Here is a 12565-nt window from a genome sequence, read left to right as displayed (position 1 = left end):
CGTTTGCCCCGAACTATCCCTCCGAACTATTCCCGTTTGCCGGTATCCGGATCATCGGAGCCGCGCTTCACGTTCTCGCGGTAGATAGCGTAGGCAGCGAGTGCTATCGCCGGGCCGAGAATCGCGCCCAGTCCGGCCTTCCCCGGGCCACCTTTGCCCTTGAGCAGCGCCGGCAGCACGGCGAGTACCGCAGTGATGCCGATAGCCTTCATGTCGGCGTTGCGTCGCTTCGCCCGGCGCCTAGCGCGCGAGCCGGCCGACATCCGGTAGACGAGCAGGATGAGACCGGCGATTGCCAGAAAGCCGATCCCGAAGCTCAGGGAAGCTGCCATCGGCCCATAGCGGGCCGCCGTCCAGATATAGGCCGCCCCGACGAGGAAGCCGAGGCCGCACAGCGCCGCGAGCGCTGCGACCGAATAGACAATCGCAGCGACGCGTGCGCGTTGCACCGCCGCAATGGTTTCGCCCGAGGCAAGGCCCGAGATCAGCGATGCAAGCATTCCCATGCGTGCAGAACTAACGGCGCGCGAGAAGAGCGAAGAGGAATCCGACGCCTGCGGCGATCGCCAGCGAAGTCACCGGTTTTTCGCGCATATGCGCTATCATCTGCGCCTCGATGTCCCTGGCGTTGCTGCGCAGGCTGTCGAAGGCTGCCTCGCCCTGGGTTCGCAACTGCTCGACGCTTTCGGCGGCGGCTCGCCGTGCTGCCCCGTAGCCATGTTCGCCAGTTTTGGCCAACAGCTTGGTAAGTTGGTCGATGTCGGCCTTCAATTGTGCGATGTCGGCCTCAATATCGGAATTCGTGCGGGCTTCGTTCGCGGCCTTTCCTGCGGCAGTCGCCATTGCTTCACTCTCCATGCTTTTGCTCGGTCGAAACGCCCGACAGACCCCAAGGTTCCGGCACGAACCTCTTCTAACCCTATCTCCAGCAGCGCGCGTTGCAAATGCCTTGCATGGGCCGACGCCGACGCATCCGCGCCGGCACGTCTTTTTTAAATGACAGCATGCCAAATAACGATCATGACTTCCCCCGTTTCACGATAGAGACGAATTTAAGGAGATATTGCTGCGTGCGCCCATCGCTTGACGGTTTGCGGATTCTTATCCTGGAAGATGAGTTCCTGATTGCCATGGATATCGAGCAGCTTTGCCGCGACTACGGCGCGCTCGATGTGGTCATCGCCCGTGATCTGACTGAGATCGAACAGCAAGACGTTGCCGCGCAATTCGATGTGGCCATCGTCGACCTCATGCTGAGCGGCGTTTCGACGCTCCAATTTGCTTCGCGGCTGCGTGAAGCGGGCATCCCGTTCGTCTTCGCCTCGGGCTATTCAGATACCGACGAGATCAAGAAATCCTTTCCCGGCGTCAGGCTGGTCACCAAGCCCTATTCGGGAGACGATCTCGTCGAGGCAGTGGTAACGGCCTGCAGGCGCACGCCTCTTCGCTGAGGCGCGGAGCGGTTCGAACACGCCGCGCTTCACGCAGCCGTCGACCCGGTTACCTGAGCCGAAATTGCGTCCGGGCCATACTCGTCTTCACCGGAGATCTTCAGGATTTCCTGCAGCCGTGTGCGGGCGCGGCTGACGCGGCTCTTGATCGTTCCGACGGCGCAGCCGCAGATCTCGGCCGCTTCCTCGTAGGAGAAGCCCGACGCGCCGATGAGGATAATGGCTTCGCGCTGGTCTTCTGGCAGCAACTCGAGCGCGCCGCGAAAGTCTTCGAGGTCGAGCTGGCCGTGCTGGGCCGGATGAACGGCAAGCCTGGCCGTCATGACGCCATCACTGTCCTGCACCTCGCGGCCGCGCTTGCGCATCTGCGAATAGAATTCGTTGCGCAAGATCGTGAACAGCCATGCCTTCAGGTTGGTGCCGGGCTGGAAGCTTTCATGCTTGTCCCAGGCCTTGACCAATGTTTCCTGCACCAGGTCGTCGGCCTTGTCGGCGTTTTGCGTCAGCGACACGGCAAAAGCCCGCAGGCTCGGGATCGAGCCGAGCAAGTCGGTCTTGAAGCCCTGGGAGACGGCCGCCATGCCTCAGTCCTTCTTTTGTACAGGTTCGGCCTTTTCCAACTGGCTGAGCAGTTGGGCGAAGCGATCCGGCACATTGTCGGAGACCAGCTCGTCATAGTATTGTTTGAGTTTGCGGCCGATTTCCGAGTTCGGCCCAAGCGGGTCGCGGGAAGCAGCCCGGCGCCCGTTGCCAACGCCACCCATGGTAGCTTTCGTCATGTTCTTCATTTCGCCCTTTTGTCCCAGCCTTAAGCCGCCCTTCAACACATAACGTAATGCAAGCGGCAGCCTCGTCTGGTTGCCCAACCCGCCTTTAAACGCCAGCCTCACATATTAGTTCCGCACGATTGGAACCTTTTTCAAGGAGCCAGCGTTTCAATTGCTAGGCTTGCAAACCGTTTTTAGCTGTAACATGCAATCACGTCATATGAGGGAGACGTCCACTATGAGCCTATCAGCAACCATCGCTCCGCACCTGCCGTTCCTGCGCCGCTTCTCGCGCGCCGTATCCGGATCGCAAGAGAGCGGCGACGCGCTGGTCGCCGCAATGCTCGAGGCCATCATTGCCGATGTCGACATCTTTCCGGACGCATCGAACGACCGCATCGCGCTCTACAAGGTCTTTGCCAAGCTCTTCACCTCAGTGGCCATTCGCGTTCCGCAGGAGCATGCCCAGTCGGCATGGGAACAGCGTGCCGCGGCCAATCTGAATGCAATTGCGCCTCGCCCCCGCCAAGCCTTTCTGCTGGTGGCGGTCGAAGGCTTCAGCGAAGACGAGGCGGCGGAGATTCTCGACGTCGACGAACAGGAATTCTCCGAACTCCTCGCGCAGGCGAGCAACGAGATCTCCCGTCAGGTGGCAACCGACGTGCTGATCATCGAGGATGAGCCGCTGATCGCCATGGATATCGAGGAAATGGTCGAAAGCCTCGGCCACCGCGTCGTCGGAACGGCGCGCACCCACGCCGAGGCGGTGGCGATGTTCGGCAAGGCGCGGCCAAAGATGGTGCTTGCCGATATCCAGCTTGCCGACGGAAGTTCGGGCATAGCGGCCGTCAATGAGATCCTCTCGTCGACCTCGGTACCGGTGATCTTCATCACCGCCTTTCCCGAGCGCCTGCTCACCGGCGAGCGGCCGGAACCGGCTTTCCTGGTTACCAAGCCGTTCAATCCGGACATGGTCAAGGCTCTTATCAGCCAGGCCCTGTTCTTTGACCGGCACGCGAAAGCCGCGGCATGAAACAGCCGGCGGCCGAACTGCGGCCGCCGGGATAGCCACTCCCTTGGATCAGATGGGGCGTGACGCCGGCTCAACTCACTGGCAACCAACTGGGGCAACCAACTGGACCTTTCCACACACCGCGGCAATTCGGGCCCTGAAGATTTTCAGCATCGTCTTTTTCGGAAAATGGTGGAACAAACGGAGGCGAATCACGTTTTCACCGCAGCATTGGAAGGAGATCGATCATGCTTTACTGGGCGCTCGTATTTCTCGTCGTGGCGATCATCGCCGGTGCGCTTGGTTTCGGCGGTATCGCTGGCACCTCGGCCGGCATAGCGCAGATATTGTTCTTCATCTTTCTCGCCTTCCTGATCATATCGCTTATTGCCGGCCTGATCAGACGAGCGTGAATGCCAAGCGGCCATTCAAGCGAACACTGGAAGCCGCACCCCTCAAACGGTTTCCAGCCACCGCCGGGCAGTGTCCTCCAACGGGATGCCGCTCGGCGGACCGCTTTTTAAGGCTTGATACGAAGCTCCTCCTTTTGGAACCCATTTTTCCGCGAACCGTTCAGCCCGACATGGGTTGAGCAAATTGACCGATGCGTTCCAGAGTCGGAAAAATGAAAGACCGCGGCCAGAGTGATGAGATCATCGCTTTGCATCCTGCCGAAAGCGGGATGCAGCTTGGCCGGGCCCTTCTCCATGCACTGCACAATGCCGGGATTTCCGTCCTGTACCAGGATCGCGAGATGAAGACGGTGTGGGCGCGCAACATGCGCGCGCCCTGGACTTCCGATGCCTCCGACAACAACGGCATCTTGCCGCCGGCGCAGGCGGAGCGTATCGGCGCCGCCAAGCACGACGTCATCGCATCCGGCAATCCTCAACATCTTGAACTCAGCGTGCCGGCCGATGACGGCGCCCGCTGGTTTCAGGTGTGGATAGACGCCGACCGCAGCGAGACCGGCGCGGTGCAGGGCGTCGTGACCACCATGGTCGAAACAACCGAGCAGAAACGCCGGGAGCAGACGTTGAAGGCGCTGCTGCGCGAAGTCAGTCATCGCTCCAAGAACCTTTTGGCCATCATCCAGAGCATCGCCACCCAGACGGGCCGTTATTCCGGCAGCATTGACGATTTCCTGACGCGCTTCCGGGGCCGATTGCAGTCGCTGGCCTCCTCGCAGGATTTGGTTACGTCATCCAACTGGCGGGGAGCGGCGCTGCGCGAGCTGGTTTCCGGTCAGGTCGGCAGGTACGGCGCGGATCCCTTGCACAGCCTACGCTTCCGCGGCGCAAATCCATATCTCAACCCCAATGCCGCCTTGCACATCGGCTTGGCCATGCATGAGCTCGCCGTCAATTCGGTCAGCTATGGCGCGCTGTCGCGCAGCGACGGTTTCGTCGAGGTGACGGCCGATCTGACGGCAGCTTCCGCTGGCGAGCCTGCGCTGTCGCTGACATGGGCCGAAGTGATCGGAGCCAACGACAATCAGCGCAGTGAGAAGCGTTTTGGCAGCGTCGCGCTCGAACGCGTCGTGCCCACTTCATTGAATGGAACGGCGACACTTGAGATCACCGGGAACCGCCTCGAATACCGCCTTGTCGTTCCTCACGGCAATTTCGAGACGGATTAACGAGCGGCGGTCTGCGCGCGAAGGCTTGCTGCGCATCGCCATCTTTAACCGACTGTTCACCATAAAGTCCGATCCTGTCCGAACGTGCCGATCCACCGGATTGAGTTTGGCACAAAATGAAGGGAATGGGCCTTGACGGCTGCCGACTTGAACAGACTGGAACAGGCCGCTCGCGTCTCGATGGGCGGTTTTCAGGATCCCGACGCGTCCGCAGCGCCCGCGCCTCGTGCTTCGCCCCTCCGCTTCGCCGCCGTCGCGCTTATGGCCGCGATCGTCCTGACCGCCGCGTCCCAACTGATCTGAATCGAACTCGCCTCTGCTTGATCGCTTTGAAACCACTGCCCGAGTGCTCGGCCGTGCCCGTTCGCGGTCACCGACCTGCAGGGCCAGGCCCAACATGCCGTCGCCAGATGCCTTGCCGTCGATCCGGCGAGACCGACTATGACAGGATCGTCTGGAACGTGCGTCCCAACGGCACGCTCGATGCGTCCTTGGAGATTTCCGGGTTCGTGGTAGCATCGAACGGCGCACGCCCCGAAAAAGACTATCTTAATCAACAATGAAATCGTGCGGGCAAAGGCCGTACTTTCATGCTAAATGGCGGCTGGAGCTTATTAAAGTGAGGACAAAAGTGAGGATGACTCCATGCGGAAGATGATTATTGCCATGGTTGCCGTGGTTGCGGTCAGCGGCTGCACCACCACGGAAGAGAACGTGGGTATCGGCACTGTGGGCGGCGCGCTCATTGGTGGCGCTGTCGGCGGCGGCAAGGGCGCTTTGATCGGCGCCGGCGCTGGTGCGATTGGCGGTCTGCTCGTTCGCCGTCTGCAAAATGGCTACTGCCAATACAGAGATCGTCACGGCCGGATTTACACAGCTCGCTGCAACTAGTTTCGAGCTCCAGGCGAACAGCAAACGCGGAGGCAGGCCACCTGTCTCCGCGTTTGCCCTTTAAAGCGCTGTTGCGACGCGGCCCACGAGACGGCGTTTCAGGCCGGCAGCGGAACCCTGATTTCCACGTTCAAGCCATCTTCGCGAAAATCGCGCCTGATTGTGCCACGCAATTCGCGCGTGACGTTGAGATCGATCAGTCTGGTGCCAAAACCGCTCTTTGCCGGTGTCTCGAGCTTCTTCTGACCGGCCTCGCGCCAGTTGAGAGCCAATGTCCGGGTGCCGCTACGGGCTTCGAGCGACCAGTCGACCTTCAGCGCACCGACTGAATTGCCGGCTTCGCCATGCTTCAGCGCATTCGTCGCCAGTTCGTGAAAGACGAGGCCGAGTGCCTGCGTCGTCTTTTCATCGAGAAGAATCTGCGGTCCCGACAGCAACCCTTCAGGAAGCTCACTGCCGAACACCTGGCCTAGCTCGATGCGCAGCAGGTCGCCGAGATCGGCTTTCTGCCAGCGTGAGCGCGTCAGCATGTCCTGGGAAGCCGCCATCGCCTGCAGCCGGGCCGAGAAAGAAGCCGAGAATTCCTGGACGTCGGTGGTGTGCGATGCTGTCTGGCGCGCGATTGCCAGCACCCGCGTGATCGAGTTCTTGATGCGATGCTTCATCTCCTGCAGCATCAGGTCTTTTTCCAGCAGGCTCTTTTCGGTCGTTTCGTGAAGCAGCGAGACCGCCTCATAGGCCCGCTCCTGATAGCGGGCCACCAGCGCGATGGCGCCCGCAAGCAGCAGTCCGAACAATCCGAGCATCACCGGGATGGCGCGCGAGGAAGGTTGCGAGAAAGCACTTGTCGGCCTGAACAGGACGACCCACGGCCGGCCGGCGACGGTGATCTTGCGGGTGACCAGCAGCCTGTCGCCGAGGCTCGAAACAGGCGGCGTTTCCGATTGGAACAGCAGGTTGTCGCTGTCCACCGTGCCGTCATAGATCTCGGTGTTGACCGGCAGCAATGGTGCCCGGCTGAGCGCAGCCTGGAACAGATCACGGGCGCGGAAGGCCGCATAAAGGAAGCCGGCAGTCGAGGATCTCGTCGCGTTCACGGCGTCCGGCGCGGTTTCGACATTGAGCCGGACGAAGACGAGGAACCCGGTAAAGGTCTGCGCGGCACCCGTATCCTTGCCGAGCTGCACGAGTCCGCTGGCGTGCTGCTGGTCGTCGGCCATCGCCTTTTCGATCGCCTCGCGCCGCGCCGGCCCGGTGAACATGTCGTAGCCGATGCTGGATTTGTTGGACGGATCCAGCGGTTCGAACAGCACGATGGGCGTACGCCACGGTAAGTTCGTGTCGGGATAGATCGGATGGCTTGCGCCGTGATCGTGCAGGATGTCGCGCTCGACCGCCGCCTCGTTGCCAGTTTTCGCCAGGCGGAGGAAACCGATGCCGCGCAGGCCGGCGAAATTATTGTCGATGTCGAGCGCGTTTAAGACAGCCTTGAACTCGCCCTGCGAGATACCGCCATTGCGTGCGTCGAACAGCGCCCGGGTCGAACGCAGCAGCGACAGGTCCAGGTCGATGCGGCTTTCGATCCGGTTAAGCGCGTCGTCTGCCGTCGCCTCGAATTTAATGCGGGCCGCCTCCTGGGTGGCAAAATAGGCAAAACCCGCCATCGTCAGGCTGATCAGCGCGACGGCGATAAAAGCGACGGTCGGAAAAAGCTTCTTCAATTGCTGATACGTCCCGTGGACGGTTCGGCATCTTTATGGGCAAGTCCCGACGCCAACACAATGGCGAGGCCAAAGCATGGTGACGGCTGGCACATTTTGGCGGCTTGTGATTAGCCGGCTAATTCTCGTTCATGCGGCGATCTTCAGCGCGCCCGGCCCCGGAATGGCGCCGGGTGGGCACTTGCCGAGGATGATCATGCCGAGCACCTCGTCCTGGGTGACGTCGGTCGTGCGCGCCGTTCCGACAACCCGACCGTTCTTCATGACGCAGACACGGTCGGCAAGCTCGAACACGTCGTGAATATCATGGCTGATCAGGAAGATGCCGATGCCGTCGGCCTTGAGCTGCCTGACCAGTTCGCCGACCTGCGCCGTCTCTTGCGGCCCGAGTGCCGCCGTCGGCTCGTCCATGATCAGGATGCGAGCATTGAACAGGATGGCGCGGGCGATCGCCACCGACTGCCGCTGGCCGCCCGAAAGCTTTACCACCGGCTCCTTGAAGCGTTGGAAACGCGGATTGAGCCTGCCCATCACCTTGCGCGCCTCGGCCTCCATGGCGACGTCGTCGAGCGTACCCCAGCCGGTCATCAGCTCGCGGCCGAGAAACAGGTTGGCGGCCGCATCGACATTGTCGGCCAGCGCCAGCGTCTGGTAGATCGTCTCGATNCTCGATGCCGTACTTCTTGGCGTCGCGGGGATTGGAGATCGAAGCCTCCTCGCCGTTGACGAAAATCTGGCCCGCATCGCGCTTGTAGGCGCCGGACAGGATTTTTATCAACGTCGATTTGCCGGCACCGTTGTGACCGAGCAAAGCCATCACCTCGCCCGGGAAAAGGTCGACAGAGGCATCGTCGACGGCGCGAATGCCGCCGAAAGCGATGGAGATGTTGCGCATGTCGATCAGCGGCGTGGGAGCGGTTTTGTCTGCCATGCTCGTCCTTCCTCCCTATAGATCCTGCTTGAGCATCAAGTTGTACGAAAACCGGTTTCCACCTTGCGGGATCATGCTCAGACCCGTTTGCGATAGACGGTATCGAGCCACACCGCGACCACCAGCACGGCTCCGACAACGATGCTCTGCAGCGGCGAATCGATGCCGAGCAGCACCATGCCGGACTGCAGCGACTGCATCAAAAGCGCGCCGAGCATTGCGCCGAGCACTGTGCCGGAGCCGCCGGCGAGCGACGTGCCGCCGATCACCGCCGCCGCGATGACCAGGAGCTCGTCCAGCGCGCCCAGCGCATTGGTCGACGAGTTCTGCCTGGCTGACGAGATCGCTGCGGCGATCGTCGCCAGCACGCCCATGATCATGAACACCTTCATGGTCACCCAGCGCGTGTTGATACCGGCAAGGTTGGCTGCTTCCGGATTGCCGCCGATGGCGAAGACATAGCGGCCGAAACGGGTACGCTTGGCGATGAAGGTCATGATCAGCCCTACGGCTACAGCCATCAGCACGGGTATGGCGATGCCATGGGCGATGAACAGCCCGCCTTCGGGAACGGTTATATTGTTGGCCGCCGCATATCTGTTCACGATGCCGACCGGCCAAGGATAGGAATTGGCAAGCCATATGGCGCCCATGATGACAAGGCAAGTGACGGCTCCGAGGAACGTCTCGGCCCAGATCGGGCGTAACGGGAAGCGGAACCGCTTGCGCTGCACCCGCCCGTTGAGCAGCATGAACACAACCGCCAGGCACGCGACAATTCCGACGATCCAGCTCCATCGCGCACCGATCGAACCCGTCGGTCCGCCGCCCATCAGCTGGAAAGTGGCATCCAGCGGCGCAATCGTCTGCCCACTGACGACCCACCATGCGGCACCCCGCCAGACCAGAAGGCCGCCCAGCGTCACGATGAAGGCCGGCACCTCGAGATAAGCGATGATGTATCCCTGGAACGCTCCGATCAGAAGGCCAAGCGCCAGGCCGATGGCCAGTGCCAGGATCCAGATCCAGGGGTTGCCTAATTGCAGACCGACCATTCGCACCAGGAAATGCACCTGCGCAAAACCCATGACCACGCCGATCAGGCCTTCGGCGGAACCGACCGACAGGTCGATATTGCGCATGACGATAACCAGCACCATTCCGGCGGCCATTATGGCCACGGCGGAAGTCTGCACCGACAGGTTCCAGAGATTGCGTGGCGTCAGGAAGGTCCGGCTGTCGAAGTCGAACGGATTGACGCCGAGCCGTACGCTGGAAATGACATGCAGGCCGACCCAGATGACCAGCAGCGCGCCGATCATGCCGAGCATGCGCGTGTCGAGTTCGGTTGCCTTGAGAAATCGGGCAACGATGCCGAGCTCGGATTCCCGTGCCCGGTCTGCCGTGCTGTCTACCGGCGTGTTGGGCGTCGTGTCGGTCATGATGTTTCTCCCGCCGGGTTGCCGTCTGCCGCGGATGCCGGAAGCAGCCTAGAAGTTATCCGCCGGAAGCGGAAAAACAACTCTTGTTGAAAAAACGCCGCGGCGAGCGGCCGCGGCGTTCGGACTTCTCGGAAACGTCGGCTCAGTTGCAGACTGCAACAGCGCTAGCCGTCACGCCGGCGCAGACCTCTTCTTTCTTGATCCAGCCGGCGTCGATGACGACGTTGAGGTTGTCCTTGGTGATGGCGACCGGGGTCAGGAACAGCGACTTGACGGTATTGCCGCCGGGCGTGGTGAAATCCTTCACGCCGGCAATGTCGGTCATCTGCTTGCCGTCGGCCAGTTGCGAGGCGATCTCGGCGGCATTCTTGCCGAGCTCGCGCGCATCCTTCCACACCGACACGGTCTGTGTGCCGAGNGGTTCAGCGCGGCGTGGTCGCCGTCCTGGCCCGAAACCGGAACCGATCCGGCCAGCCCTTGCGCCGTCAGCGCGGCGACGACGCCGCCGGCAGTGCCGTCATTAGCGGCGACCACGGCATCGACCTTGTTGTCGTTGGCGGTCAGGAACTGTTCCATGTTCTTCTGAGCGTTGGCCGGCAGCCAGCCGTCCGTATAGGCCTCGCCGACATTCTTGATCTTGCCGCCGTCGATGGCCTCCTTCAGCACCTCCATCGAACCGGCAAACAGGAAATCGGCATTCGGATCGGAACCCGAACCCTTGATGAAGACGTAGTTGCCTTCCGGCTTCACCTTGAAGACTTCGCGGGCCTGCATGCGGCCGACTTCCTTGTTGTCGAAGGTCAGATAGAACACGTCCTTGTTCTCGATCAGCCGGTCATAGCCGACGACCGGGATGCCTTCGTCCAGTGCCTTCTGCACGGCCGGCCCGATGGCCGAGGCGTCCTGCGCCAGGATGATCAGTGCGCTGGCGCCCTGCGAGATCAGGCTCTCGACGTCGGTGAGCTGCTTGCCGGGGTTGGACTGTGCGTCGGCGGAAATATACTTGTCGCCTGCGGCCTCAATGGCCGCCTTCATTGCGGCCTCGTCGGTCTTCCAGCGCTCTTCCTGGAAGTTCGACCAGGAAACGCCGATGACCTTGTCTTTAGCCTGCGCCACCGACGCCAGCGCCAGCGTCATGGCGACACCCGCCAGAATGGCGGTCGTGAATTTCTTCATCATATCCTCCCTGCGCCGCGTACGGCGTGACCAATTGGCTCAAAGACCAGCTTAGAAGCTCTAATTTTTTCGAGCCTCGAAAAAATACTGGCCCGATCTCCGGCTGCTGTCAACATCGATTCTGATGGATTTTGATGACTCTGCGAGTTTTTTCGAGCGTCGGAATAAACGATGACAGCGCCACCTGCATCTGACACTATTTGCCTGCGTCCGACACTATTTGTCGGACATTACCGACGGCTTCCGGTTCATGAGCGGCCGCGGCAACCGGGAGGAAAGCAAAACAATGTCGGTCGGAATCCGCCATGACGATTTGCGCCGGCGCAACCGGGCGATGGTGATCTCGGCGGTGCGCCGGGCCGGCCAGCCATCGCGTACTGAGATCGCAGCTACTACCGGCCTCAGTCATTCGACCATATCGGCGATCTCTTCCGACCTGATACGGGAAGGCATCCTCGCCGAGAGCAAGGCAAGTGAGCCCGTTTCGTTGAAACGCGGTCGTCCGCAGGTCGGCCTCGCCCTCAACCCGGAAGCGGCGGCGGTGCTGACCGTGGTGTTGTCGCTGAATTTCCTGTCGGCCGCCATTATCGACTATACGGGACAGGTGGTCGCCGAGGAACAGCGCCGGCTGGACACGCTGACCATGCCGCGCGACGAGCTGATCCGTGAATGCATGGCCATCGTCCGGCGCCGGCTGCAGGATCCAGACCTTGACGTCCGCAGTGTCGCCCGCATCGCCCTGGCGATTCAGGGCATTACCGACTCCCCTGCACGCGCCATGCTGTGGTCGCCGATCACGCCGCAGACCGACATCGCCTTTGCCGACATGCTGGAGGACGAATTCGGCATCCCGGCAACGGTGGAGAACGACTGCAACATGATGGCGGTGGCTTTGCGCTGGCGCAATCCGGATCGCTATCGCGACGACTTCATCGCCATCCTGCTTTCGCATGGCATCGGCATGGGGCTGGTGCTGAAGGGCGAACTGTTCACCGGGACGCATTCCTCGGGTGGCGAATTTGGCCACATGATCCATCGTCCGGGCGGCGCGCTCTGCCGTTGCGGGCGGCGCGGCTGCATCGAGGCCTATGCCGGCAACTACGCCATCTGGCGCAACGCCAGGCAGATGAGCGAAGAAAGCGAACCGATCGCCGACGTCAGCGACGCCGACATGCGAGCACTGGCGGCCCGGGCGCGCGAGAAAGATGGGCCGGAACGCGAGGCCTACCGCAAGGCCGGCGAAGCGCTGGGTTTCGGTCTCGGCTCGCTGTTCGCGCTGATCGATCCGGCACCGGTCGCGATGGTCGGCGCCAGTGCCGCCGCCTTCGATCTGATCGAGCCGGCCTTGCGGAAGGCAATCGCCCAGACCGCCGGCGGCCAGCATTCGGACTCGATCTCCTTCGATACAGAGCCGAACGAATTGCCGCTGATCCGCGAAGGCTGCGCGATGCGGGCGCTAAGCTTCGTCGACCAGGAGATTTTCGCGCCGGGCGCGCAAATGAGGCCCAGCGTCAGAAAGAACGTAGCCTGACCAG

13 protein-coding genes and 2 pseudogenes are annotated in these 12565 nt (G+C 61.6%); 7 read left to right on the top strand and 8 right to left on the bottom strand.

The genetic code is table 11. The features are described from left to right. Positions 1 to 26: 26 nt before the first annotated feature. Together X773_RS63015 and X773_RS63010 are read right to left on the bottom strand one after the other, a co-directional pair. Positions 27 to 506: a hypothetical protein gene (locus X773_RS63015; RefSeq protein ID WP_023678547.1), complete on the bottom strand. Its 480-nt coding sequence runs from the start codon at positions 504 to 506 to the stop codon at positions 27 to 29. A 10-nt stretch (positions 507 to 516) separates the two neighbouring features. Next, a complete protein-coding gene (locus X773_RS63010) occupies positions 517 to 843 on the bottom strand; it encodes a DUF883 family protein (protein WP_023678546.1) in 327 nt (108 codons plus the stop codon). Positions 844 to 953: 110 nt separating this feature from the next. Between X773_RS63010 and X773_RS63005 the strand changes: the two genes are divergently transcribed. After that, positions 954 to 1451 (top strand): response regulator, encoded by a 498-nt coding sequence (locus X773_RS63005; protein WP_348625935.1) that lies wholly within the window; start codon positions 954 to 956, stop codon positions 1449 to 1451. A 29-nt stretch (positions 1452 to 1480) separates the two neighbouring features. On the opposite strand, the gene X773_RS63000 is transcribed toward X773_RS63005, so the two are convergent. Both X773_RS63000 and X773_RS62995 read right to left on the bottom strand, forming a co-directional pair. Then, positions 1481 to 2032 carry a sigma-70 family RNA polymerase sigma factor gene (locus X773_RS63000; RefSeq protein WP_023678544.1) on the bottom strand — a complete coding sequence of 184 codons (552 nt, stop codon included), beginning with the start codon at positions 2030 to 2032 and terminating at the stop codon, positions 1481 to 1483. 3 nt (positions 2033 to 2035) lie between these two features. Next, positions 2036 to 2239: a NepR family anti-sigma factor gene (locus X773_RS62995; protein WP_023678543.1), complete on the bottom strand. Its 204-nt coding sequence runs from the start codon at positions 2237 to 2239 to the stop codon at positions 2036 to 2038. Between the two features lie 217 nt (positions 2240 to 2456). Here X773_RS62995 and X773_RS62990 point away from each other — a divergent pair, with 217 nt between their 5' ends. From X773_RS62990 to X773_RS62975, 5 genes are all read left to right on the top strand, one after another. Then, positions 2457 to 3251, top strand: a complete 795-nt coding sequence (locus X773_RS62990) for a response regulator (RefSeq protein ID WP_023678542.1) — start codon at positions 2457 to 2459, stop codon at positions 3249 to 3251. Between the two features lie 227 nt (positions 3252 to 3478). Further along, positions 3479 to 3643, top strand: coding sequence for a DUF1328 domain-containing protein (locus X773_RS74785; protein ID WP_023678541.1), 165 nt, complete (start codon positions 3479 to 3481; stop codon positions 3641 to 3643). 191 nt (positions 3644 to 3834) lie between these two features. Continuing rightward, on the top strand, positions 3835 to 4869 hold the full coding sequence (locus X773_RS62980) for a sensor histidine kinase (RefSeq protein ID WP_023678540.1): 1035 nt from the start codon (positions 3835 to 3837) through the stop codon (positions 4867 to 4869). Positions 4870 to 5001: 132 nt separating this feature from the next. Beyond that, on the top strand, positions 5002 to 5172 hold the full coding sequence (locus X773_RS77435) for a hypothetical protein (protein ID WP_023678539.1): 171 nt from the start codon (positions 5002 to 5004) through the stop codon (positions 5170 to 5172). Between the two features lie 342 nt (positions 5173 to 5514). Further along, complete coding sequence (locus X773_RS62975) at positions 5515 to 5760, top strand: YMGG-like glycine zipper-containing protein (protein WP_006328050.1); 246 nt, start codon at positions 5515 to 5517, stop codon at positions 5758 to 5760. 98 nt (positions 5761 to 5858) lie between these two features. Here X773_RS62975 and X773_RS62970 read toward each other — a convergent pair whose 3' ends face one another. The 4 genes and pseudogenes from X773_RS62970 to xylF form a co-directional block, all read right to left on the bottom strand. Beyond that, positions 5859 to 7481, bottom strand: coding sequence for a CHASE domain-containing protein (locus X773_RS62970; RefSeq protein WP_023678538.1), 1623 nt, complete (start codon positions 7479 to 7481; stop codon positions 5859 to 5861). Between the two features lie 129 nt (positions 7482 to 7610). Next, positions 7611 to 8412, bottom strand: a pseudogene (locus X773_RS62965) (ATP-binding cassette domain-containing protein). A 77-nt stretch (positions 8413 to 8489) separates the two neighbouring features. After that, complete coding sequence (locus X773_RS62960; RefSeq protein ID WP_023678537.1) at positions 8490 to 9854, bottom strand: sugar ABC transporter permease; 1365 nt, start codon at positions 9852 to 9854, stop codon at positions 8490 to 8492. Positions 9855 to 9996: 142 nt separating this feature from the next. Next, positions 9997 to 11030, bottom strand: a pseudogene (xylF, locus tag X773_RS62955) (D-xylose ABC transporter substrate-binding protein). Between the two features lie 286 nt (positions 11031 to 11316). On the opposite strand from xylF, the gene X773_RS62950 reads away from it, so the two are divergent. Beyond that, complete coding sequence (locus X773_RS62950; protein WP_023678536.1) at positions 11317 to 12561, top strand: ROK family protein; 1245 nt, start codon at positions 11317 to 11319, stop codon at positions 12559 to 12561. The last annotated feature ends 4 nt before the right edge of the window (positions 12562 to 12565 follow it).

Source organism: Mesorhizobium sp. LSJC280B00 (assembly GCF_000502835.1).
Classification (GTDB): domain Bacteria; phylum Pseudomonadota; class Alphaproteobacteria; order Rhizobiales; family Rhizobiaceae; genus Mesorhizobium.
Note: the sequence above shows the minus strand (reverse complement) of the source record. Positions and strands in the feature narration are given on the sequence as shown.